This is a genomic window from Corynebacterium sp. HMSC074A01, from assembly GCF_001831515.1.
Classification (GTDB): Bacteria; Actinomycetota; Actinomycetes; order Mycobacteriales; family Mycobacteriaceae; genus Corynebacterium.
This window is the reverse complement of sequence record NZ_KV825598.1, coordinates 105164-128161: the sequence shown is the minus strand read 5'-3', so window position 1 is coordinate 128161 and position 22998 is coordinate 105164. Positions and strand designations below refer to the sequence as shown.

Sequence of the window (22998 nt, the reverse complement as noted above, 5' to 3'; positions counted from 1 at the left end):
TCTTACTCTTTCTCGCTCATGAATCTGTAGTACTTCGCCGGCCGGTGCTTGGTACCGGCTTCTGTGGTGCCGGTGGCCTCGAGCTCTCCGCTCGTCAATGCTTGCCGACGAAAATTCGCCGGATCCAGCCCCTTCCCCCCGATCGCCTCGTGCACCCGGCGCAACTGCGTGAGGGTAAAGGACTCGTCGAGGAAGCGGTGGGCGATCAGGGTTTGCTCCGCGCGCTTTTGCAGGCGCGTGATCCCGGCGCGGATAATCTCCGCGTGGTCGAAGGCCAGCTCCGGCAGCTCGCGCGTGTTCCACCAGGCGATGTTGGGGTCGTCGGGAAGCTCGGTGCCAACGAAGTCCTGGGGCCGAAACTGTGCCCAGTACGCGATGGTGACCATGCGCTGCGCGTCCGCGGAGCGCTCCACAGAACCGAAAGCGTAGAGCTGCTCCAGGTAGTTCGGCGTGGCACCACTGGCGGCAACGAGCGTCTCGCGCGCCGTTTCGCCCAACGTCTGGTTCCACTGCGTGGGCCCGCCGGGCAGCGCCCACGCACCGTAAAACGGGTCGCGCACGCGGCGCACCAGCGGGATCCACAGCCCACTGTCTGCGTTGAGTGTGGTGGGCGTTGCTGCCGGATCGTGCAGCGCAAACGCGACTGTGGACACCGCCACCATCGGTCCGAGCCTCTGGCGCTCGGCGACGTTGAGCCGCTGCAAGCCGAACATGCGCCCTCCTTACTTATAGTCATAATGACTTTAAGTGAGCTTAGGCGAGGCGCGGGGTCCGGGCAAGCACTGGTTTCACGCAAAACCGGCCCGGTACATTGCGCACCGGGCCGGTTTGGGGAGGAACGGTTTAGTCCTGCTTGCCAGCAGACGAGCCCTTCAGCGAGGTAGAGGCCTCACCCTTCTCGTTCGAGCACCAGTCGTAGAGCACGCCACCCAGAGCAGCCACGCCCAGGATCGCGGCGGCGATGGTGCCAACCTGGCGGACGTTCGGGTCGGCTGCGAGCTGCTGCAGCTGGCGGTTCGCGGCGTCGATCTGCGCGCGCAGCTCGCCGAACTGGTCATTGTCGTTGCCACGGTTGCCAGTGCCCCAGTCCTGGGTGTTGCGGCTGAACTGCGCCTGGATCTCGGCGTTGATCTGCGCAACCTGCTGGTTGATCGCGTCCATGTACGGCGCGCCCACCTGGCCGCCGACCGCAGCGAGCAGCGCCACCGGCACCAGGTAGAGGATCGGCGAGGCGACTGCGTTGGCCACGCAGCGGCCCAGCACATCGCCCGGCTCATCGCCCGGCGCGACCGGCGAGTCCGGCGTAGTGGTCGGCGGCACTGTCGGGTCATCCGTGCCGATGGTCCGCGTCTTGCGCAGGCCAAGGTCATAGGAATCGTTGCGCTCGCCCGGCTTCAGGATGACCTTGGAAATCAGGCCTTCCTCGTCGGTTGCGCCCGGCACCTTGCCGGTGACTTCCCAGCCCTGCGGCTTGATAAAGCGGACCTCGTACTCCTTGTTCGGGTCGAGCCCCTCGATGAACCAGTTGCCGTCCTGATCAGTCGTGGTGGTGCGGGTCGGTTCGCCGTCGCGAATGACCTGCACGGTGACGTCGGAAAGACCCTTCTCGTCCTCGTCCTGGACGCCGTCGCCGTTCTTGTCGTTCCAGACGCGATCGCCAACGGTGCCCTTCGGCAGCACGCCCAGGTCAACGTCGAGACGCTTCTCGCCCTTCTCGATCGTGACGGTGCGCTTGACCTGGCTCGGATCCGACGGGGTGTGCCCACCCGGCAGGTACTCCACGGTGTACTCGCCCGGAGTGACGTCGACCTTCCAGTTGCCGTCCTCGTCCGTCACGGTGCGGGTGACCTCGTTGCCATCCTTGTCAGTAATGACCACCGTGACGCCAGGGACGCCAGTCTTCTCGCCCGGATCTTCCTTGCCGTCACCGTTCTCGTCGAGCCACACACGGTCGCCGATCGTGCCGGGGGTCTCCGGCTCGCAGTCGCAATCCGGTTTCACGACCTTCAGGCCCAGGTCATAGGTGTCGTTGTACTCCTTGGGCTTCAGGGTTGCCTTTGCAACCAGGCCCTCCCCGCCAGTCGCACCCGGCACCTTGCCGGTGACTTCCCAGCCCTCCGGCTTGATAAAGCGAACCTCGTAGTCCACGCCCGAGGTCAGGCCGTCGATACGCCAGTTACCCTGCTCATCCGTGTAGGTAGTACGGGTCGGCTCGCCCTCGCGGGAGACCTCAACAATGACGTTTGGTACGCCCTTCTCGTCCTCGTCCTGCACGCCGTCACCGTTCTCGTCGTTCCAGACGCGGTCGCCGACGGCACCGCCCGGCAGCACGCCGAGGTCAATGTCGAAGTTCTCTTCGCCCGGCTCAATCTTCACGGTGCGCTCGATGAGGCGCTCGTCGCTAGCAACGTGATTGCCCGGCTTGTAAGTGACGGTGTACTCACCCGGATCAACGTCAACCTTCCAGTTGCCGTCCTCGTCCGAAACAGTACGAGTGACCTCGTTGCCGTCCTTATCAGTAATGACCACCGTGACGCCCGGGACACCGGTCTCCTCGCCCGGATCCTCCTTGCCGTCACCGTTCTCATCCAGCCACACGCGGTCGCCGATGGTACCGCGCTTCGGTGCCTTCTCCGTGGTGGTGACCTGCTCGGTAATAGGAACTGGCTCCTTCACCGTGGTCGTCTCCGTCACCGTGGTCGGCTCGCAATCGCAGCCCTCGGTCTCGGTGACAGTGGCGGTCGTGGTTTCTGTCGCGGTTTCAGTCTCAGTGGAGGTCGCGGTGGTCGTGGTCGTTTCCGACTCCGTCTCCGTCGACGTAGTGGTGACCGCCGGAGCCGTTTCAGTCGGCGTAGTCGTAACCGCCGGGGCGGTCTTTGTCAGCGTCGTCGTAACCGTGGAGGCGGTCTCCGTCGGAGTCACCGTGGTCGTCGAAGTCTCGGTGGTAGTGGTCGTTTCGGTGGTGGTCTCCGTAGTGGTTTCCGTCGACGTCGACGTTGTCGGTTCCGGCTGAGGGGTCGGCTTTTCATCCGGCTCCACCACGCGAAGCGTGTTGCTTTTTTCGACCAGAGCCACCTGGTCAGTGACTACCTGGCCGATATAGACGTCGTGAGTAACAACCGGGTCTGCACCCGACGCGCACTGCGGAGAAGTGTCCTTTACCGGCTGGGTGACCTCGACAATAGTGCCGCTGGGCAGGAAGATCTCACCGGGCCAATCCTTGGGAACGACAGCGTCGCTTGGTTTCAAACCCCAGTCGTACACCTGACGCCAGTCGCGGCCCGGCAGTCCCGCGTCACGCGCCTCAACAATTTGCGGCATGTCTTGGTGCTCGGGTGAGTCCGGAGTATGGAGCTGAGCGCGCTCCATAATCTGGGAAGTAACGTCTTGGCCATCCACGATGAATTTCAGCTCAGCCTCGCCGAGTTCCGCATTCGGGGAGCGGGTCCCGAGCCAAAGGTCGCTCAGCCACCCACCATATTCGCCGTTCTGAGACACGTAAGAGGACTTCGAAATGAGTGTGCAGCGGTCATTCGGGTCGGGGGAAAAGTTGGCGTCATTCCGGTCTGGGAATTGGTTCTCGGGTGCGATACGCGCCGTAGCCTCAATCGTCGCGGGGGAGAACTCTGTGCCTGGCTCAATGTCCTCAGAAACCTTGACCGGCACCTTGTACGTGAAGGAGTCATTCGCGCTGATGTAACCAAAGTCTACGATGTAGCCTCCGCCTGCGGGCTTCACCTCAGCGTTCCGCTTCTTGCCGCTCTTCCAAACGAACGCTGACGGGTCAATTTGCGGTTCCGCTTCGAGCTGGTCAGAAAATTGCAGGGCGATTGTCGCCCCTTTGACGTCAGACTCGCCCGGAGCCAGCTGGTTAGCACTAGGCGGGAAAGGAGCCTCGAAGGAGCCGGTGAACTCAAGCTCCACCGTTTCTCCAGGCTGCACCTCTTTATCGGTCGGGGTAATGTTCACCGACACCTTCGGCTGTAGCTCTTTATTCTTATTGTCGGGGTTGCCGTTGAGGAAGGAATCATCCTTCACAACGTAGGCATGCGCATGAGGCGCAACTCCCCCCGCTACCGCAAGCGCGACGGTACTGAGTGCGGCAACCATCTTCCGCTGGAAGCCACGGCGCTCATTTCCTGATATATTCATGTACTTGTCCTCTCGATCCCATCGAAATCCCAGCAAGGGGTTCCAGTAAAAACTCCAAGCTTTTCAAGACGAGGATCAGGGTATTCCAAAGGTCCACTCTTCGCATGACACAGACAGGAACACACTTATTCGGGGGTGAGCGACAAAACGAGTGCGTTTGAATCGAGATTCCCTGCCCTGCCCGGAGACACAGCAGGAAAGTGTTCGCTGACACGACGGTTCCCGGCTTCAGACACGAAAGCCCATCATTCCAAGTATTTAGGCAACCTCGCCAGCGACCACAACAAACAGCCTGGCAGACGGCGTGAACGCACAATCAAAATTTCTCGCCCGAGCCCACCGCGGCACATTTGACGAACACGCCTGGGACGACAGGCTCACGTCCCCTAATCATCCTCGCTGCAGACGTAATTATCTGCATCCTCGATAGGTGCACTTCTTTGTATCGAGAGCCTGTGCTGAGCATCCACGCCCATCATCCATGCAAACTGATTCCCGCCCGAAAAGTCCGCGGCCGCGGACTCCGCTCCACCACTAGGCTCGGGTCCTATGAGGATAGGCATCATCGGCGCTGGCATCTCCGGCCTTGCGCTGGGAGCAGCGCTGCACCGCAGCGGCATGGACGTGCAGATTTACGAAGAGCACCCGCAAATCCGCAGCGGCGGCGCCGGCATCACGCTCGCGCCGAACGGGCTCGCCGCCCTCGACGCATTAGGAATAGGTGCGGACTTCCGCGCGCTGCAGCAGCAACAAACTCCTCTGCAGGGCGGAATCCGCAGCCCACGTGGCGATTGGCTCACCCGCATTTCCCCGGAGATCACGGGCGCCTCGCTCGCGCTCGACCGCGCCACACTCCACGCGCTCCTCCTTGCAGGCATCCCAGGTTCGCGCGTCCGCACGTCTGCGGGGGCGGTGGGCGTCGATAAGCAGTCCGGCACGGTCTCATTCGCCGACGGCACAGAGGAGCGCTTCGACGTCGTGGTCGGCGCGGACGGGATCCGCAGCGCGGTGCGGGCCAGCTGCTTCGACGACCCCGGCATGGCCTACGCCGACTACAACGCGTGGCGCGCGATCGCCGAGGGAGTGTCGCTCGACGCCGGGTTCGAGACCTGGGGAGCTCGCGCCCGCTTCGGGGCAGTCCCGCTTCACGACGGCCACACCTACTGGTTCGCCGTCACCTCCGGCCCAGCGGCACAGCCGGGAACCCAAGCCCTGCACGAGCTACACGCGACCTTCAAGCAGTGGCACGACCCTATCCCCGCACTGCTGCGCGCTATCCCGGAAGCGTCGATCCAGTACCTGCCCATCCACGAGCTCGCGAAACCGCTCCCGAGCTACCACAACGAGAAGGTCGTGCTGATCGGGGATGCGGCGCACGCGATGACGCCGAACCTCGGGCAGGGCGCGTGCCAGGGACTCGAAGACGCCGCGGTCCTCGCGCGGCTGCTGCGCGCAGGAAGCACGGACTTTTCTGCCTACGACGCACACCGACGCCGCCGCAGCCAACAGATTGCGCGCCAGTCACGGCTCATCGGACGCGCGCTGCACACCGGCGGCGACCGGGTGGCGGCCGCGCGTAACTGGATGCTCAAGCACGTGCCGGATGCGGTAACCAGTAGACAGGTGCAAGCAGTGACTGCGTGGGAGGTGCCGGAGGTATGACCGGGGCGTGACAATTGACGCATCGGAGAGGGGCTGTTTTCCCATTTCCCCAGGTCGGCAAATGGTCATACGTAGAATTTTTCACGGAGCCGCCCTCACCCCCTTTAGACATATAAAAATCCCGCCTCGGCAGACAGATGAGGGACCGCAAAATCTGTGTCGTCCGAGACGGGTGGCTTATTGGGGGCTTAGCGCTGAAGCAGGTTTGCTGGCGGCATTGTGGGTCGGAGGATGTTTGCCGCCCCTTGCGTCAGTGCTGCAAGTGCCAGTGCTAGGCCGATTGTAGAAATCGCAAACGCGACCGTGTGACTTGCAGTCGCTGCCGGTGATTCTTTCTCCGTTGATGACATGGTGGCTACGGAACTCACCTCTGGCGTGGAATGTTCCTCGGCTGTGGCCGATGCCGGAGCGCCAAGCGTCAGTACAACGGAGGTTGCGGCGCTAGCTGCAATTAAGCGTTGCATTAGCGCGGAAGGAACTGGCCAAGCATGGCTTGGATCTGGGGCAAAGTCGTCGCAAACGCCAGGCCGCCGAGGACGGCGAGGACAGCCACCACAATGCCGCCGATAGCTGCCGGGGAGGTGGAGCTGTTCTGGTCAGACGGGGTTGGATTAGCTGGCGTTTCAACCTTCTTAAAGTCAAGGGAGACGCCGACCTTGCTGTCCTCCATCGGCACACCTAGCTTATAGCTCGAGCCGAAGATGTCTACGCCGGACTCAGTCATCGCGGTTGGGGTGAAGATAATCTCCTTCTTCCCCTCAGCAGTGGGAACGAGCGACTCCTTGACATCGAACTCAATGATCGGCTTGTCGTCATTCTTGGCATCACCCATATCGGCGTCCGGCTTAGCGCCCTTGCGTACGTAGTCTGCCTGCAGATGGCCCTTGTTGCCATTGATGACGATCTTGAAGTCGGACATTTGGATGTCCATGGCTCCCTTATGGCCTTCGATGCGGATTGCACCGTCCAGATCGATGGTGCCTTCACCCTTGTCGTTGAGGGCGGAGTCTGCGACGTTGACCGGCAATTTGAAATCAACGACCTTGCCGTCTGCCTCGACCTTCTCGGCCCCGTCGGAAGCAGTAATGGTGCTTCCGACAAAAGGATTCTGTACGTAGCGCAGGAAGGATTCCTTGATATTCCAGGTTGCGTTGCCGGACAGAAGTTCCGGGGCCTCGGCGGCGGAAGCGGCGGGGGCGAAAAGTGCGGTGGATGTGACAGCGGCAGCGGTGACGAGCGCCAGGGAGGAGGTACGGGACATCCTAATTCCTTTCGAAGATTCAAAACGAAGACAACCAATTAGGTTGGCCTTACCTTAGTCAGGTTAGGCTAACCTTTGCAATCTGTGGGGGTGGTTGGGGGAGTATTGCGCTTATCTGGGAGGCACAGGGCTAGGGGCCTCGGCTGGCGTGACAAACACGCGTCCGTCCATGCGCGAGACCGAAATCGGCCAATCGTAGACGCCGCTGAGTACGTCGTTTGAGTAGACCTCCTCGACAGAACCTGTAGCGGCTACCTCACCTGACTTCAGGCACACCACCCGGTCGCAGTAGCGTGCTGCAAGCTGCAGATCGTGCAGCACTACGACGACGGCGACGCCTTGGGCCGCAAGACCGCGGACTATGCCCATCGTCTTTTCCTGGAAGCGCACATCCATGGCCGCTGTTGGCTCATCAAGAAACACCACTGGTGTTTGCTGTGCGAGCACGCGTGCGAAGGCTACGCGCGCACGCTCACCACCGGAAAGCGTCACCACTTCTCGATCCTGGAGATGCGTCATGCCGGTGGTTGTCAGCGCGGCATCTACAATCTCAGCATCCTTGTCGCTGGTTCCCCAGGGGTGACGCCCCATTTCGACGATGTCTCTGACAAGGAAAGAAAACGCCACTCCAACGTCCTGCAGCATCACTGCCCGGGTACGAGCCAACTCTTGAGCCGGGGTGCTTGCGACGTCGTTGCCACCCACCTCCACGCGCCCTGAGGCCACGGAAATGTCTCCGGAGAGTGCTGCCAAAAGCGTGGACTTACCGGCACCGTTCGGGCCGATTAGGCCTGTGACTTCGCCTGACCGAGCATGCATGGATACGTCGTTAAGAATGGTGCGACCCTGTTTTATTACGGTCACGCCGTGCGCGTGGACACTCATAGATCGTGATTCTTTCGCAACATCTGCCGAAGCAGGAAGAAGAAGGTGGGCCCGCCGATAAGTGCTGTAAAGATGCCAATCGGCAGATCCGCGAAGGGGATGACGGTGCGGGCGAAGATATCTCCAGCGCCAATCAGCAGCGCGCCGCCGAGCGCAGAAGCAGGTAACAGCACAGCATTCGAAGGGCCGACGGCAGTGCGCACAATATGCGGAACTACAAGACCGACGAACCCGATCAGACCTGCAAAGGATACTGCAGCGGCGGTGAGCAGAGTGGACAGCACAATCGCCGTCATTCGCAGTCGCGGAACGTTGATGCCCACGTGACTCGCGGCTTGGTCTCCAAGTGCAAGGATATCCAGCTTGCGGCCAAGCAAGACCGCCAGCATCAGTGTGGCGACGACTATTGCTACAACCGTGCCGGTTTGGGCCCAGCTTGCCCCAGCCAGAGTGCCCATCTGCCAGAAGATGATTTGCTCGCGGGCAGTCGTCGGAGCCATGAACGTCAGCAGTGCAATCGTCGCTCCACAGATGGCGTTTGCAGCAATACCGACCAGGATCAGGTTCAATACGCGGACCTTTCCTCCAGAGCGGGAGAGTCGGTATACAACCGCGGTCGCCAAAGCCCCAGAGACAAACGCGAAAATCGGTACTGTCATCGTGCCAAAAGTGCTTGCGCTGAACACGATTGCTGCCGCCGCGCCGACTCCTGCACCAGAGCTGACACCAATCACGCTTGGCTCGGCGAGCGGGTTGGCGAACACCGCTTGCATGAGTGCACCGCCGACGCCTAAGGCAGCGCCGACAAACAGGCCAAGCACTAGGCGGGGTAAGCGAACCTGCCATACCACGGATGCATCGAGGGAGGTGGCAGACATCGGGCCCGCGGTGATGATCGGCCACAGCTCACTTGGCGCGAGCTCGAACTGGCCGACCAAGATGGAGGCTACTGTGGTGGCCACCAATAGCGTCGAAGTGGCAATGAAGAGGATGACGCGACCACGGCGTCGGGCCTGGAAGGCCGAGAGCTTGGAACTCACTCGCCCTCCCCGTACAGGGCATGGGCGGCGCGCAGCAGCATTTCACCGGTCTGAGGGCCGAAGGCGAGCGAGTCACCATCAGGTAGCGAAAGTACCCGCTTGTTTTTGCCTGCTGTTGTCTGCGCAACCCCCGGACGTTGGAGAAGGCCTTCGACATCGCCGGTGGATTGCAATCCGCTGTTCATCATCACGAACACCTCCGGGTTGACCTCTGCAAGAGCCTCAGGGCTAGCGGGGGAAGAGGTGCCGATACCGTGCTCCGTGTTCACATCCACGCCGCCGAGGGCCTCAATCAAGTCTTGGGTGCCGTCTTCGCCACCAAGCAGGTAAAACACCCCGCCTGTTCCGCGGGCATACAGGAAAGACATACGCAGCGGAACATCCGGCTTCACCGCAGCGATAGCGGACAGGGCCTCGTCGACCTCACGCTGGCTGCGCTCCGCCAAAAGGCGGCCAGCCTCAGGCTCACCAACTACCGTCGCGACGTTGATGATGTCTTCGCTCATGGACGCCATCGACCGATTCGGCTCCATCACGACTGTGGTTACCCCGGCCGCACGAATCTGGTCGATTGCCTCACTCGGACCAACGGAATGATCCACGATGACCAGGGTTGGTCGCAAGTTCAGGATTGCTTCAACATTGAGGGAGTGACCATTTTCGGTCACCACGGGCAGATGGCTTAACGACGCCTCCGCCGAACTCACGGTCCTCCCCACAATATTGTCCCCAAGACCAACCCCGCGCAGCGTCTTCGTGTACGTGCCGTAAATATCTAGGGCCAGAATCCGGGAAGTGTCGATGACGGAGACGTCGTAGCCGTCTGCGTCTGTTAGCTCCACCGGAAGAGCATTCTGGCGAGGCGCGTCTACTGGCTCTACTTCAGAAATCTCGGACACCATGGCAACGCCTTGGGCCTCGTGTGGGTCGCCGGCAGCTTCGAGGGAATTCACGAGTTGCTGCGTTTCCATCTGCACTGGGTTGTCCCACGCAGCACAACCGCTTAGCGGCAATGTGATAGCTAGCCCAGCGGCCAATGCTCGTGCGGCGAATTTCTTAGTGAAGTTCATGAACATGCTCCTAAACGGTGATGACGAACCTGGTGAGTGCTCCGCCAGCCCCGATCACGGAAGCGGCAAGCAAGAGAAGTTTGGCCAGCGCAGCATCATCCCAGCCGTTGTCGCTACCAGCACCTGCGCTAGCTCCGCTTTTGATTTGAAATTGTCCGCCCTGCGGTTGCTCGGCTGAGACAGCGGTTTCGGCATCTTCGACCTCATCAAGCACGCTAGCCCCAGCTGCAGTGTTGGCCGTGGTGCCGCCGCCACCGCGGAGCTTTTCGGCACTGTTGGAGGTGCCGCCCTTGCCGGTTGCAGCTGCGGAGCTGCTGTCCCCTTGGCCCTCAGCACAGTTGCTAGAGCCGCCGAGTTGAGCCGTGAAGCTCACTGGGTCCAGTGGGTCGCCTGCTGGGTAGAACTGGCCGAAGGCTTCTGCGCCGACATCAGTCAGGGTTGCTGTAGCTGTACCCGATGCCGCTGATTCAGAAACATTCAGGTCGGTGAAATTGAGATTGGCAATGGCAATGCGGCCGTAGTCATTCCGTTTACCATCCGTGTTATTTGAGGAAGCATTCACAATAAGCTGTCCGGTATTGCCGCTGAACTGGATCTCTAGGTTAGAAAAACGCGTGTTCAGTACACCATTGTGGCCAGTGAAGCGGATGCTGCCGGGGAGCAGGATGGTGCCAGAGCGCGTCGACGGATCCACCGCCCCCGCGTTTCCATTGAAGGTGAAGGCCGTGCCGTTGTCCCCAACCCCAGTCAGCTCCCAAGCACCTTTTGCAATGTTGCCACGGATGTAGGTACGGAATGACTGCCGCACCCCCCACGTCGCCTCAGCGCTCATAACTCCCTTTGACGTTGACGCACTACATGCGCCCCCGGCTGCCAACTCGGCCTGTCCCGCCTGTTGCGTTTGCGATGCTTGTTTAGCTTGCCCAGACTGTCCGGTTTTGCTGGCCTGCCCAGCCTGTTGAGCTTGTTGTTGCACCTGTCCAGACTGTGAAGCTTGTGGCACCTGCTGAGCCTGTGGTGACGGAGCCGTCTGTGGCGCTTGCTGGGCTGGCAGTGCTTGTGCTGCCGGGTTAACTCGGTCGTATAGGGACTCTCCATTTTTGAGGACGTTATCGGTGTTGACTAGAAGGCCATTGACCTCAATGAGCGTGTCGTTGATGTCGCCGAGCAAGCTCGCGGGGCCGGAGGTCGCTTGTGAGCGGGTGGCACCCGTCCCACCTCCAGCGGATGTCCCAGTCTGCCCGCCTGAGGGCGCGCCCAGAGAGTATTGAGGGGCGGGGGCGGTGCCGTTGGCGTTGTCAAGCGAAAGCTCAATGTTGATTGGGTCGAGTGTCTCCCCAGCCTCGTAGAAACCGCCGAAGATTTCGGCTCCGCTCGAGGTCAGCGACACCGTTCCGGCGATGGTGGTTTGCGATGCGGCGAAGTCGGGAGCTTGGCTCAGCGCGATGGCAGCCAGCACTTCCTGCTTACCTTCGCGGGTCGCGCCGGTTTTATCCATCCCCTCGTACTTGCGGGAGGCGTAATCTACGCGCAGCTCCGCCTGCGTGCCGTTGACAACAATGATGGGGTTGCGTAGTCGCATGTCAAGAGCACCGTTGTGTCCGTAGAAGTGCACCTCACCGGAGAAATTGATCTGCCCGGAAGCCGATGAGCTGATCGCTGCGGACTCTAGTGGGAAGGTGAACCCAGAGCCGCTGTTCGTCGCACCGCCGCTAGTAGAGATTGAACCTTTTGCTACGCCTGTTTCAACGTATTTCCGGAATGATTCGCGTACACCCCAATTCATTGTGCCTGCGGTAACCGTTCTGTGTGTAGCAACGGATTGAGCATGGGCCAGCGGAGGAGGCAGAAAGGCAGGGCTGCAGGTGACTGCGGAAAAGGTGAAGAAGCTAGAGGCAACTACGGCGGCGCAAATGTTTCGGAAGTTCATATGACCTCGGCAGGTTTAGTTCAAGGTAGATACTGGATAGGCTAACCTTAGCTAAGTAAGGATAGCGTTACCTAATGAAGGGGTCTATTGGTGGAAGCAACGTACGAGCCTGCGACGGACTTCATTCCGGTCGTGCAAGATGAATCCTTGCCGGAGGGAAAGGGTCAGCATCAGCCGCGCTTTGCGAGCTGGGAAAAGGCCCTGCTCGCGCTCATAACTGGAGTTATCGCATTCGGTGGCGCGACCGGCAATGTATGGGTGGCATTCCCAGCTGCCGTAGTCATGGTCACTGTGCTGTATGGGCTCGCGGCGCTTCCGTCTCGCGGCTACGCGGAGGCACAAGCGGGAAGGCGAGCCGGACTAGTGCTTGGTGTGGTGTGGGCTCTCATCACGTTGCTGGCGGCCCTGACTTTGTTCTTGGTGCCGGCAAACTACACGCTTACTAGCGGAATCGTGACGGCACTGGTGTCCGCGGGGTGCATCTGGGGGGCAATCGCGTATGTAGATCACCCCGCCAGACCCACCAGTTACGCTAGCTGACGCGCTTTGGCGAGGTCCTGGAACACGGCCTGGTTTAGGTCGAACGCGCGCTTCGCGGTATTGACGAGGCGCGCACGCTCCTCTTCACCGAGCTGCATTGCGTCAAGAGCTGCCTTGTACTGTGCGCGGTATGGGGGAATCTTGCCAATGGCGGAGAAGTCATAGAAGTGGAGCGCCTCTCCTGGTAGCTCGTACGCTTCGCGAAACACGCGCGCGAGCACCTGGCCACCGGCGATGTCGCCAAGGTAGCGAACGTAGTGGTGAGCAACCACCTCCGGGCCGTTGTCAGGGCCGAGCCCCTCTAGCTCTGCGACGTAGTGGGCGGTGGCGGCGAGTGGTTCCACCTCGTGCCAGCTCTCGCCCAGCATGGAGGTGAGGTCCTGCGTGATCGCCTCTACACGCTCAAGGCGCTTGTCTGCGATGAGCGCCACGGCGGGGTGCTCGCCAGCCCGACGAACAGCAGCTTCAAGGGCTGAATAGATGTGGAAGTATTGCGCGGTCAGTTGAGCCACTGCGTTGCGGTCTAGCCTGCCGCGACTGAGGTCAGCCATGAATTGGGAATTTTCTGCGCTGGTGTGGGCCTCTGCGGTCTGGTTTTTAAGGGAGGTGGAGAGCTGCTCACCAGCGGTCGGCAACATGGTTGTCATTTTTCTACTCCTTGGAAAATGAAAGATTTTCAAAAAGAGTAAGGCAAGCCTTGCCTAATCACAATTAGACGAAAGGTTGATTTTCCCCATCGCACCTGTGGCGCCCAATGCTATTGCCCATAAATACAACGCACGCCGCGGAGCTGGGCTGCCGATGATGCCATTGAGCAGGTAGTGGTCCTGTCTAACACCCACAAAACGTCCGCATCCCCTTTTTTGCCCCTTAGCCCCACGCAGATGTCGACAAGCAAAAAGGCCCCGCTCTCGCGGGGCCTTTCCGGTTTGTGCCCGGGGGGGGACTTGAACCCCCACGATCTTGCGATCACTGGCACCTGAAGCCAGCGCGTCTGCCAATTCCGCCACCCGGGCGGGCGACTTGATTAATATAACACCACACTCCAACGAACCACCAAATCGCCACGTCAGCCCGCGTTTTCGCGTTTTGAACTAGGCGCGTGGCCCCGGCGCACTTATACTTGCTTGGTTAAAGGACATCAGTGAGAAGCAATTGAGCAGCTGGGAAGGAGGTGCGGGCAGCATGGGCGTGATGGATCGGCTGGCAAAGCTGGACTCGTCGATGCAGCGTGGCCTGGATAATTCTATGGCGGCGCTGTTCGGCGGCAAGGTTGTGCCGGCCGAGATTGAAGAGTTGGTGAAGCAGGAGGCGCAAGACTCCGTGGTGGTCACTGATATGGATGAGTACGTCTCGCCAAACGTGTTTGCGGTGGGTGTGTCTTCGAAGGATTTGGAGAACCTGTCGCAGCATCGTGACTTGCCCGCGGACCTCGCCGAGCAGCTCATGCGGTACGTGCGCAACCTGGGGTGGTTCCTGGATGGGCCGCCCGTGGTGCGTATCGCTGAGGAATCCGGGTTGCGGACAGGCCAGTTGCGCGTGTCGTCGTATATCGACCAGGAGCCTGACGTGGTCAGTGGCTTCGACGCGATTGTGGCGGAGCCGAAGAAGCGCCGCCAGGCCCGGGTGCCGAAGGATCGAAAGGATCAGGAGGATCACATGAATGAGCCGAACGCAGCACAGCCGGCGGGTGGCACGCCCACGGTAAGCCTGCTGCTGCAGGACGGGTCTTCGCGCACCTACTTGGTGCATGAGGGTTCGAATATTTTGGGCCGTTCCAATGACGCGGACTTCCGCCTGCCGGACACGGGCGTGTCCCGCCAGCACGCGGAGATCACCTGGGACGGCGAGGTGGCTGTGCTGGTGGATCTGCAGTCCACCAATGGCACCACCGTCAATGAGGAGCCCGTGGAGAACTGGATGCTTGCCGACGGCGACGTGATCACCCTCGGCCACTCCCACATCGAAGTCCGCATCGTCGAGCCGCTGGCGCAGGCTGCAGAGGCAGCCGCCCCGCAGCCCGCGGACGTCGCAGAGGCGCAGATCGACGCGCACCCGCGCACCGAGTTCTTCCGGCCTTAAGCCGCCTAGTCACGTAAAGGAGCCTCATGGATTCCGCTGTCATTCTCAGCGCGCGCTTCGGCCTGCTTGCCCTGGTGTGGGTGTTCATCCTGCTGGTGTTGTGGGTGCAGCGCAAGGACGTGGTCAAGGCGGCGGGCACGGTGCGCAGGCAGACGACCAGCGCGGCACCGGTGCGTCGCGAGAAGGCACGCGAGCTTGCGGTAGTTGAGGGCCCGCTCAAAGGCTCCCACATGGAAATTGCCAGCTTGGAGGACTTAACTATTGGTCGGGCCGGCGACAATGATTTCCAGCTCGGCGATGATTTCGCCTCCTCGACGCACGCGCGGCTGTTCCGCCGCGGCAGCGAATGGTTCATCGAGGACATGGATTCGCGCAACGGCACGTTTGTCAACGGCATGCGCATTGACCAGCCGGAAAGGGTGTCTGTGGGCACGGATATAAAGATGGGACGCACGATTGTGAGGTTGATGCCATGAGTTTGCGCCTAAACTTTGTCGCCGTCTCCGACCGCGGCCTGGTCCGCGGCAATAACGAGGACTCGGCGTACGCGGGCCCGCACCTGCTCGTGCTGGCTGATGGCATGGGCGGCCACGCTGCGGGCGAGGTCGCCTCGCAGCTGATGGTCGAGCACATGGAGCACCTCGACCGCGACCCGGGCGACGCGGATATCCTCGCGCTCCTTGGCGCTGCAGCGGATGACGCGAATGCGTCGATCGCGGAGTCTGTGGCCAACCACCCGGAGCAGGCGGGCATGGGCACGACCCTGACCGCCCTGATGTTCAACGGCGAGGCGCTCGGCCTGATCCATGTCGGTGATTCGCGGGGCTACCTGCTTCGCGACGGGGCGTTGACCCAAATCACCGAAGACGACACCTTCGTCCAGTCCCTGGTCAACGAGGGCAAGCTGGAGCCGGAGGACGTGTCCAGCCACCCGCAGAAGTCGCTGATTTTGAAGGCGTACACCGGACGCCAGGTTGAGCCCCACCTGCAGATGGTGGAAATCGAGCCGGGCGACCGCCTGCTGCTGTGCTCCGACGGCCTGTCGGACCCGGTCAGCACCGAGACCATCGAGGTGGCGCTGGCGCAGGGCACCCCTCAGATCGCCTCGCAGCGGCTCATCGAGCTCGCGCTGCGCTCGGGCGGCCCGGACAACATCACCGTGGTGGTGGCCGATGTCGTCGACGACGAGGGCGAAGACGTTCCCGAGCTGCCTTCTACCCCGACCCTGGCCGGGGCGCTTGCCCCCGGCTACGAGCAGTCCCACCCGGACTCCTCGGCCAGCCGCGCCGCAGCGATCATGCGCAAGTCCGAAACCATCCCGCCGAACCAGAACCGGTCCAGCAACTCTGAGAGCGACTCCGGTGACGCCGGTGAGGACTCTGACGAGGAGGATCACCCGCGAGGTGCCACTCGTTGGCTGTGGGTAGTCGCCGCCCTCGTCATCGCGATCGCGTTGGTTGCCGGCGGACTGTGGTGGGTGAACCAGCGCGACAACGACCAGTACTTCATTACCACCGACGCGGACGGCAACTACCTGATCGAGCACGGTTCGCAGAAGTCGCACTCGCCGGTGCAGCAGGCCTGCATCGACGAGAAGAACAACCTGCGCATCGTCTCTTCTACGACCGTCCCGGACGGCTGCAACGTCTTCAGCCAGGACGACCTGCCGGCAAGCCAGCACTCCGTGGCGGAGAACTTCGGCGGCGGCTCCTACGACGAGGTGCTCGGCCTGCTCAACCGCATGGCCGACGAGGCCCTGCCGGTGTGCGTGGACAAGGACGAAAAAGACACCGAGGAATGCAGGAAGGTGAGCTAGCGTGAAGAAGATTCTCTCCCGCAACCTCGAGCTTTTCCTCCTGCTGTGCTCTGCGGGCCTACTGCTGCTGATGCTCTTCAGTCTGGAACTGAGCCAGGGGCGCACGCTGTCGACGGACATGCTCTACCTGGTCGGCGGCTTCGTAGGTGTCTACGCCATCGCGCACGTAGCGATCTCACTGCTCGCCCCGCGCGCCGACCAGGTGATGCTGCCGGTCGTCTCGCTGCTCAACGCGATTGGGCTGGTGCTGATCTACCGGCTCGATCTGGCCGAGCGCCCCGGCTACGGCCCGCTGGCGGAGCGCCAGGTGTTATGGTCGCTGGTCGGCGTGGTGCTCATGGTGCTCACGCTGATGATCGTGCGCGACCACAAGGCGCTGTCGCGCTACTCCTACCTGCTCGGCCTGACCGGGCTGATCCTTTTGGCGCTGCCGCTGGTGTGGCCGCAGCCGGAGGGATACGCGGATGCCCGCATCTGGCTGTGGCTCGGTCCCTTTTCCATCCAGCCCGGCGAGTTTTCCAAGATCCTGCTGCTCATCTTCTTCGCGCAGCTGCTCGCCATGAAGCGCAGCCTATTTACCGTGGCCGGCAAGCGCTTTTTGGGCTTGACGTTTCCCCGCCTGCGCGACCTCGCCCCAATCCTCATGGTGTGGGCGATCGCCATCCTGATTATGGCTATCTCCAACGACTTCGGACCGGCGCTGCTGCTCTTTGCCACCGTGCTGGGCATGGTCTACTTCGCCACCGGGCGCACTTCCTGGCTGGTCATCGGGTTGGGCCTGGTGGCCATCGGCGGCTACACCGTCTACCAGATCAGCTCGAAGATTCAGGACCGCGTGGCGAACTTCATCGACCCGTTCTCCGACTTCGAGGGAATCGGCAACCAGCCCGCCAACGCGCTGATTAGCCTGAGCTGGGGCGGCATGACCGGCACCGGTTTAGGCTACGGCCACCCGGAGTTGGTGCCCGTGGCGCATTCGGACTACATCCTGGCTGCTTTGGGTGAGGAGCTCGGCTTCTTTGGCGTGGCTGCCGTGCTGTGCCTTTTTGCCATCCTGATCACCCGGGGTTTCCGCGCCGCGATGCAGGTCCACGACACCTACGGCAAGCTGTTGGCCTCGGGGCTGTCGCTGACGCTGGCCATTCAGATTTTCGTGGTCGCCGGCGGCATTTCCTCCATGATGCCGATGACGGGGCTGACTACGCCCTTTATGTCCGCGGGTGGCTCGTCGATTATGGCCAACTACATCCTGCTGGGGCTTCTGCTGCGCATCTCGCACGGCGCGAACTCGCCGACCGAGTACGACGCCTCTGCCGTCGCCTCGGGTAACCAGGCCTATGGCGCGGAGGTGGCACCCGCACGATGAATACCACTATTCGCCGCGGCGCCATCCTCTCGCTGCTGCTCATTGTCGCCCTGCTTGCCCACTTCACCGTGGTGCAGGGCTTCCGCGAGGAGGAGTACGCGCAAGATTCGCGCAACTCGCGCACCTTCATGGAGCTCAAGCAGGTCAACCGCGGCCAGATCAACGCCGGCGGGCAGGTGCTCGCCGAGTCCTACCGCGACGAGGCCACCGGCTTCTACCAGCGCGTCTACCCCAACATGCCCTACTCCTTCGGGCCGGTGATTGGCTACGTCTCCGACCAGTTCGGCACCTCCCAGCTAGAATCCACCTTCAACGCCGAGCTCAATGGCGACGGCAAGGGCTCCAACTCGCGCTTTACCCGCACGGGCCTAGAGCAGGACCGGGTGGGCAACACGGTTGAGCTCTCGCTGGACCCGAACCTGCAGGCCTTTGCCTACGAGCAGCTTTCCAACAACAACTACGACGGCGCGATCGTCGCGCTGCGGCCCTCGACCGGCCAGGTGCTGGCCATGGCATCGACGCCGTCTTTCGACCCGAACAGCATCTCCGCGCCCGCCACCGCAGCCGAGGCCTGGGGGCAGCTGAACAACGACCCGCGGCAGCCGCTGCTCAACCACGCGGCGCAGGACCAGCTGCCGCCCGGCTCGATCTTCAAGATCATCACCACCGTGGCGGGCTTGCGCAGCGGCTACACGCCGGACTCCCCGCTGACCGGGGACGCGCAGATCATACTGCCCGGCACGAACGTACCGCTGACCAACTTCGGCGGCCAGGCCTGCGCGGGCGGCGGGCAGGTCACGCTCACTACGGCGTTCGCCCTGTCTTGCAACACCGCGTTCGTGCAGATGGCGCTGAACATGGGTGCTGACCCGCTGCGCAAGGCGGCCGCGGACTTCGGCGTCGGCGAGCGCTACGACCTCATGGAGCTCGGCGTGCCCAACGCCGCCGGCTCACTTGGCGATATCCCGGGCGCGGCCGAGCTGGGCCAGTCCGCGATCGGCCAGCGCGACGTCACCATGACTGCGCTGCAGGCCGCCGTCATGGCGGGCGTGGTGGCCAACGAGGGCAAGCGCATGCGCCCATACGTGGTCAACCGCGTGGTCACCTCGGACCTGCGCACGGTCAAAGAGACCAAGCCGAAGCAGCTCGCGGAAGCGCTCACCCCGGAGGAGGCCGACACGCTGACCAACCTCATGTTCGCCTCCGAGCGCGCTACCTGGGGCTACGACGGCAACGGCTTTGCCTCCAAGACGGGCACCGCCGAGCACGCCGAGGGCGCGGACCCGCACGTGTGGTACGTCGCTTTCGACCCGGCCAAGGACGTGGCCGTGGGCGTGGTGGTGAAAAATGGCGGGCACTCTGGTTACTGGGCCACCGGCGGGCAGGTCTCCGGCAGTCTGGGTCGCGCGGTCTTGCGCGCGGCGCCGGCTGCGCCGGCGGATGGGGAGTCGGCACAATGATGGGAACACGGGGCGTCGACAAGCATGAAGCAGACGAAGGACACGAACGATGAACACTGAGAACCGCGAAGAACTACAGAAGCTCATCGGCGACGATTACCAGCTGCAATGGGTGATCGGGCACGGCGGCATGTCCACCGTGTGGCTCGCGGACGACCCGGAAAACGACCGGGAAGTCGCGCTCAAGGTGCTGCGCCCCGAGTTCAGCTCCAACGACGAATTCCTCGCCCGCTTCCGCAACGAGGCGCTCGCCGCCGAGGGCATCAACTCGCCCAACGTGGTGGCCACCTATGACTACCGCGAGCTGGAGTCGCCTTCCGGGGCGGCGATGTGCTTCATCGTCATGGAGTACATCCGCGGCGAGTCGCTCGCCGACCTGATCAAGCGCGAGGGCGCGCTCAGCGAGGAGCTGGCGCTCGACGTGCTCGAGCAGGCCGCGCACGGCCTGGCCGTGATCCACCGCATGGGGCTGGTCCACCGCGACATCAAGCCGGGCAACCTCATGATCACCCAGAACGGGCAGATCAAGATCACTGACTTCGGCATCGCCAAGGCCGCTGCCGCCGTGCCGCTGACCCGCACCGGCATGGTGGTCGGCACCGCGCAGTACGTCTCGCCCGAGCAGGCCCAGGGCATGAAGGTCACCGCGGCTTCCGACGTCTACTCGCTCGGCGTCGTCGGCTACGAGATGCTCGCCGGCGCCCGCCCCTTCACCGGCGATTCCTCGGTCTCCGTCGCGCTCGCGCACGTGTCCGCGGAGCCGCCCGCGCTGCCGATTTCCGTGTCCGCCCCGGCGCGCGAACTCATCGAGATCGCCCTGCGCAAAGACTCCCGCCAGCGCTTCCGCGACGGCAACGAGCTCCAGCTCGCCGTCGAGCAGGTCCGCCAGGGTCTGCGGCCCGCCCAGCCCGGCGGCCAGACCGCGGTCATCGCCACCGAGCCCTCGCCGACCGAGTCGACCCAGATGCTCGCCGATGTGGCCGAGGAACGCACCACCCGCCCCGCCGGTGCCTACCCGCCTTCCGCCGCCCGAGCAGTTGCTTCTCGACGCCAACCTGCCCCTCCCGCACCCGCCTCCTCCCGCGCCGGCGGATACCGGGAAGCGCAAGCCGCGCCGCAGGAGGAGAAGAAGCCCTCCAAGGCCGGCCCGATCGTGGCCGGGCTGCTTGCCCTCCTGCTCGTCGGCGGCATCGCCGCGTGGGCGGCAACCAGCGGTGTGCTCGACGGTGTGCGCGGCGGCTCGAAATCCTCGACCCCGACGCAGCCGAGCGTGATCACGCAGACCGAGACCGTGGAGTCCACGCCCAGCGAGGCAGATGAGGAACCGGAGACGGTTCCCCGCCGCCGCGAGACCGTCACCCGCGAGGTGGAAGAGCCCGCGACCTTGACCTTTAGCGAGGAAAACACCCCGCAGCCCGAGCAGCCCACCCGCGAGGCGCCCAGCTCCGCGCAGCCGACCCAGGTGCCGCCGAGCTCCGCCCAGGAGCCCACCGGTGAGCCGAGCCAGCCTGCGGCCCCCAGCCAGCCTGGCGGGACCGGTGATGGGGCTGGTGGGATAGAATTGCCTAACTTGGAAGATATCTTCGGAGGTACTGGGCAATGATGATCGCGAATCGCTATGAGCTCGGTGACGTCATCGGCACCGGCGGCATGAGCGACGTCTACGAGGCCACCGACACGGTGCTGGGGCGCACCGTCGCGCTGAAAATGCTCAAGATGGACATGGCGCGCGACGAGAGCTTCCGCGAGCGTTTCCGCATGGAGGCGCAGAACTCCGCCCGGCTGAACCACCCCAACATCGTGGCCGTCTACGACACGGGCGCGGAAGCCGTCGAGGGCGTGGACGTGCCCTTTATCGTGATGGAGCGGCTCACCGGCCGCAACCTGCGCGACATCATCCGCGAGGAAGGCCCCCTTGCCCCGCAGCGCGCCGCCGCCCTGCTCGGGCCGGTGGCTAAGGCGCTGCAGGCCAGCCACGACGCGGGCATCATCCACCGCGACATCAAGCCGGCCAACATCATGGTCACCAACACCGGCGAGGTCAAAGTCATGGACTTTGGCATCGCCCGCGCGGTCGACGATTCCTCCTCCGTCCACACGCAGACCTCGGCCGTGATCGGCACCGCGCAGTACCTCTCCCCGGAGCAGGCCCGCGGCAAGTCGGTGGACAACCGCTCCGACATCTACGCGCTCGGCTGCGTGATGTACGAGATGGTCACCTCCACCCCGCCCTTTGAGAGCGAGTCGCCCTTCGGCGTGGCCTACATGCACGTCCAGGAGGACCCGCAGCCGCCGAGCGAGCGGCTTACCGAGCTCGGCCACACCCAGGGCAGGGCTGCCGACGCCGCCGCGGCGCTGACCGACAACGAGGCCGTCAACTTGGACTCCGTCATCCTCACCGCGATGGCAAAGCACCCGGCGGACCGCTACCAGTCGGCAGCGGAAATGGGCGAGGACCTCGCGCTTTTGGAGCGCGGCAGCGTCACCCACGCCGCCCGCACCTACCTCGCCGCCGCCGAGCGCGACCAACAGGGCGCGCACGCCGCTGACAACACCGTGGTGACGGGCCAGCCAGTGCCCGCGCCAGCCCCCGCCGTCGCCCCGCGCCCGCAGGGCACCACGCGCTACGAGGATCACCGCCGCTCGCACGAGAAGCGCTCTTCTTCCTGGATGAAGTGGGTCGCGGCACTGCTCGGCGTGATCCTGCTCGCCGCCGTCTCCTGGCTGGCCTACTCCTACTTCTCGCCTGGCGGGAACGGGGTCAACAGCAAGGTCGAAGAGTCGATGGTGAAGGTGCCGGATGTCGCCGGCAAGCCGCGCGACGAGGCGATCGCCGAGCTCGAGGGCCTGGGCTTCCAGGTCGCGGTAAGCGACGAGCCGAGCCCGGACTTCAAGCGCGGCGACGTGATCAGCACCAACCCGGCCGCGGGCTCCGAGCTGCAGCACGGCACCCTGATCACGCTGAACGTGTCCAGCGGCAAGGAAGTCACCGACGTGCCGGACCTCACCGACATGGATCCCCAGGAAGCGCAGGCCGCGCTCGAAGAAGCGGGCTTGGAGCTCAACGAGGACATCCGTCGCGAGGCTTCCGAGAACGTGCCCGAGGGCGTCATCATCTCCCAGCACCCGGCGGCCGGTTCGCAGCTGTCCAAGGGCAGCAAGGTCACCATCACCGTGTCCACCGGGCGCGAGAAGGTAGAGGTGCCCTCCCTGGTGGGCCTGAACGTCAACCAAGCCACCGCGACCCTGTCACAGCTGGACCTGCGCGCCACGGTCACCCGCATCGACTCCGAGCGCCCCGACGGCGAAGTGATCGCCGTGGCCGGCGAGAACACCGAGGTCGAGACCGGCACCACGGTTGAGCTGCGCGTCTCCAACGGGATGCTCATGCCGATGCCGCAGATCACCCGCATGGATGTCAACGAGGCCGACCAGAAGCTGCGCGACGCAGGCTGGAACGGCCGCCTCATCGCAGGGCCCACCGTGCCCACCGGGGCGATGGTCGACGCCGGCCTGATCGGTCACCAAGGCACACCGGTCGGCGAGCTGATCCGCAAGGACCAGGCCATCGGCTATAACCTCTGGGAGTTCGACGCAGGCGAGCTCAACCCCTTAAGGAATAATGCGGCGGGGCCGCAGCCTGGTAAAGTAGCGGGTCAGAACGCCAATGGGCGCCCGCTGGGCGACGCGCTCCGCGGAATCGGCCTGTAACACGGGCCTATATCCCCCAGTAG

17 protein-coding genes and 1 tRNA gene are annotated in these 22998 nt (G+C 63.2%); 8 read left to right on the top strand and 10 right to left on the bottom strand.

Going from position 1 to position 22998, the window contains the following annotated elements:
- Window positions 1–2: 2 nt before the first annotated feature.
- Both HMPREF2550_RS00795 and HMPREF2550_RS00790 read right to left on the bottom strand, forming a co-directional pair.
- On the bottom strand, window positions 3–713 hold the full coding sequence (locus tag HMPREF2550_RS00795; RefSeq protein ID WP_070789093.1) for an NUDIX hydrolase: 711 nt from the start codon (window positions 711–713) through the stop codon (window positions 3–5).
- Window positions 714–843: 130 nt separating this feature from the next.
- Complete coding sequence (locus HMPREF2550_RS00790; RefSeq protein WP_083319702.1) at window positions 844–4152, bottom strand: SdrD B-like domain-containing protein; 3309 nt, start codon at window positions 4150–4152, stop codon at window positions 844–846.
- Between the two features lie 549 nt (window positions 4153–4701).
- On the opposite strand from HMPREF2550_RS00790, the gene HMPREF2550_RS00785 reads away from it, so the two are divergent.
- Entirely contained in the window at window positions 4702–5814 is a 1113-nt protein-coding gene (locus tag HMPREF2550_RS00785) for an FAD-dependent monooxygenase (RefSeq protein WP_070789089.1), read from the top strand.
- Here HMPREF2550_RS00785 and HMPREF2550_RS12590 read toward each other — a convergent pair.
- The 8 genes from HMPREF2550_RS12590 to HMPREF2550_RS00745 all read right to left on the bottom strand — a co-directional run bounded on the left by HMPREF2550_RS12590 (window position 5741) and on the right by HMPREF2550_RS00745 (window position 13556).
- On the bottom strand, window positions 5741–5926 hold the full coding sequence (locus HMPREF2550_RS12590) for a CxxxxCH/CxxCH domain-containing protein (protein WP_141760476.1): 186 nt from the start codon (window positions 5924–5926) through the stop codon (window positions 5741–5743). The genes HMPREF2550_RS00785 and HMPREF2550_RS12590 overlap by 74 nt on opposite strands.
- 351 nt (window positions 5927–6277) lie before the next feature.
- Entirely contained in the window at window positions 6278–7075 is a 798-nt protein-coding gene (locus HMPREF2550_RS00780; protein ID WP_070789086.1) for an HtaA domain-containing protein, read from the bottom strand.
- A 111-nt stretch (window positions 7076–7186) separates the two neighbouring features.
- Entirely contained in the window at window positions 7187–7960 is a 774-nt protein-coding gene (locus tag HMPREF2550_RS00775; RefSeq protein ID WP_070789084.1) for a heme ABC transporter ATP-binding protein, read from the bottom strand.
- Window positions 7957–9000 carry a FecCD family ABC transporter permease gene (locus HMPREF2550_RS00770; RefSeq protein ID WP_070789081.1) on the bottom strand — a complete coding sequence of 348 codons (1044 nt, stop codon included), beginning with the start codon at window positions 8998–9000 and terminating at the stop codon, window positions 7957–7959. The genes HMPREF2550_RS00775 and HMPREF2550_RS00770 overlap by 4 nt, the downstream gene beginning before the upstream one ends.
- Entirely contained in the window at window positions 8997–10076 is a 1080-nt protein-coding gene (locus HMPREF2550_RS00765; RefSeq protein ID WP_246817426.1) for a heme/hemin ABC transporter substrate-binding protein, read from the bottom strand. Before HMPREF2550_RS00765 ends, HMPREF2550_RS00770 begins: the two co-directional genes overlap by 4 nt.
- A gap of 4 nt (window positions 10077–10080) precedes the next feature.
- Window positions 10081–11856 (bottom strand): HtaA domain-containing protein, encoded by a 1776-nt coding sequence (locus tag HMPREF2550_RS00760; protein WP_168167122.1) that lies wholly within the window; start codon window positions 11854–11856, stop codon window positions 10081–10083.
- 671 nt (window positions 11857–12527) lie between these two features.
- Window positions 12528–13187, bottom strand: a complete 660-nt coding sequence (locus HMPREF2550_RS00750) for a biliverdin-producing heme oxygenase (protein WP_083319701.1) — start codon at window positions 13185–13187, stop codon at window positions 12528–12530.
- A 285-nt stretch (window positions 13188–13472) separates the two neighbouring features.
- Window positions 13473–13556 (bottom strand) — tRNA-Leu (locus tag HMPREF2550_RS00745).
- 169 nt (window positions 13557–13725) lie between these two features.
- Here HMPREF2550_RS00745 and HMPREF2550_RS00740 point away from each other — a divergent pair.
- Genes HMPREF2550_RS00740 through pknB form a run of 7 tightly spaced genes read left to right on the top strand, consistent with a single transcriptional unit; the run spans window position 13726 to window position 22975 of the window.
- On the top strand, window positions 13726–14622 hold the full coding sequence (locus HMPREF2550_RS00740; RefSeq protein ID WP_070762867.1) for a DUF3662 and FHA domain-containing protein: 897 nt from the start codon (window positions 13726–13728) through the stop codon (window positions 14620–14622).
- A 26-nt stretch (window positions 14623–14648) separates the two neighbouring features.
- Complete coding sequence (locus HMPREF2550_RS00735) at window positions 14649–15098, top strand: FHA domain-containing protein FhaB/FipA (protein ID WP_038587505.1); 450 nt, start codon at window positions 14649–14651, stop codon at window positions 15096–15098.
- Complete coding sequence (locus HMPREF2550_RS00730) at window positions 15095–16438, top strand: PP2C family protein-serine/threonine phosphatase (RefSeq protein ID WP_070789079.1); 1344 nt, start codon at window positions 15095–15097, stop codon at window positions 16436–16438. The genes HMPREF2550_RS00735 and HMPREF2550_RS00730 overlap by 4 nt, the downstream gene beginning before the upstream one ends.
- Before the next feature lies 1 nt (window position 16439).
- Window positions 16440–17804, top strand: a complete 1365-nt coding sequence (locus HMPREF2550_RS00725) for an FtsW/RodA/SpoVE family cell cycle protein (RefSeq protein WP_070789078.1) — start codon at window positions 16440–16442, stop codon at window positions 17802–17804.
- The gene (locus HMPREF2550_RS00720; protein ID WP_070789076.1) at window positions 17801–19264 is read left to right on the top strand and encodes a penicillin-binding transpeptidase domain-containing protein; all 1464 of its coding nucleotides are present in this window, start codon (window positions 17801–17803) and stop codon (window positions 19262–19264) included. The genes HMPREF2550_RS00725 and HMPREF2550_RS00720 overlap by 4 nt, the downstream gene beginning before the upstream one ends.
- 49 nt (window positions 19265–19313) lie before the next feature.
- Window positions 19314–20867, top strand: coding sequence for a serine/threonine-protein kinase (locus HMPREF2550_RS00715; protein WP_070789075.1), 1554 nt, complete (start codon window positions 19314–19316; stop codon window positions 20865–20867).
- Complete coding sequence (gene pknB / locus HMPREF2550_RS00710; RefSeq protein ID WP_083319717.1) at window positions 20867–22975, top strand: Stk1 family PASTA domain-containing Ser/Thr kinase; 2109 nt, start codon at window positions 20867–20869, stop codon at window positions 22973–22975. The genes HMPREF2550_RS00715 and pknB overlap by 1 nt, the downstream gene beginning before the upstream one ends.
- The last annotated feature ends 23 nt before the right edge of the window (window positions 22976–22998 follow it).

Coding starts and splice junctions, on each gene's coding strand:
- HMPREF2550_RS00795 (WP_070789093.1), bottom strand. CDS start 713: ATGTTCGGCTTGCAGCGGCTCAACGTCGCCGAGCGCCAGAGGCTCGGA.
- HMPREF2550_RS00790 (WP_083319702.1), bottom strand. CDS start 4,152: ATGAATATATCAGGAAATGAGCGCCGTGGCTTCCAGCGGAAGATGGTT.
- HMPREF2550_RS00785 (WP_070789089.1), top strand. CDS start 4,702: ATGAGGATAGGCATCATCGGCGCTGGCATCTCCGGCCTTGCGCTGGGA.
- HMPREF2550_RS12590 (WP_141760476.1), bottom strand. CDS start 5,926: ATGTCTAAAGGGGGTGAGGGCGGCTCCGTGAAAAATTCTACGTATGAC.
- HMPREF2550_RS00780 (WP_070789086.1), bottom strand. CDS start 7,075: ATGTCCCGTACCTCCTCCCTGGCGCTCGTCACCGCTGCCGCTGTCACA.
- HMPREF2550_RS00775 (WP_070789084.1), bottom strand. CDS start 7,960: ATGAGTGTCCACGCGCACGGCGTGACCGTAATAAAACAGGGTCGCACC.
- HMPREF2550_RS00765 (WP_246817426.1), bottom strand. CDS start 10,076: ATGTTCATGAACTTCACTAAGAAATTCGCCGCACGAGCATTGGCCGCT.
- HMPREF2550_RS00760 (WP_168167122.1), bottom strand. CDS start 11,856: ATGAATTGGGGTGTACGCGAATCATTCCGGAAATACGTTGAAACAGGC.
- HMPREF2550_RS00750 (WP_083319701.1), bottom strand. CDS start 13,187: ATGACAACCATGTTGCCGACCGCTGGTGAGCAGCTCTCCACCTCCCTT.
- HMPREF2550_RS00740 (WP_070762867.1), top strand. CDS start 13,726: ATGGGCGTGATGGATCGGCTGGCAAAGCTGGACTCGTCGATGCAGCGT.
- HMPREF2550_RS00735 (WP_038587505.1), top strand. CDS start 14,649: ATGGATTCCGCTGTCATTCTCAGCGCGCGCTTCGGCCTGCTTGCCCTG.
- HMPREF2550_RS00730 (WP_070789079.1), top strand. CDS start 15,095: ATGAGTTTGCGCCTAAACTTTGTCGCCGTCTCCGACCGCGGCCTGGTC.
- HMPREF2550_RS00720 (WP_070789076.1), top strand. CDS start 17,801: ATGAATACCACTATTCGCCGCGGCGCCATCCTCTCGCTGCTGCTCATT.
- HMPREF2550_RS00715 (WP_070789075.1), top strand. CDS start 19,314: ATGAACACTGAGAACCGCGAAGAACTACAGAAGCTCATCGGCGACGAT.
- pknB (WP_083319717.1), top strand. CDS start 20,867: ATGATCGCGAATCGCTATGAGCTCGGTGACGTCATCGGCACCGGCGGC.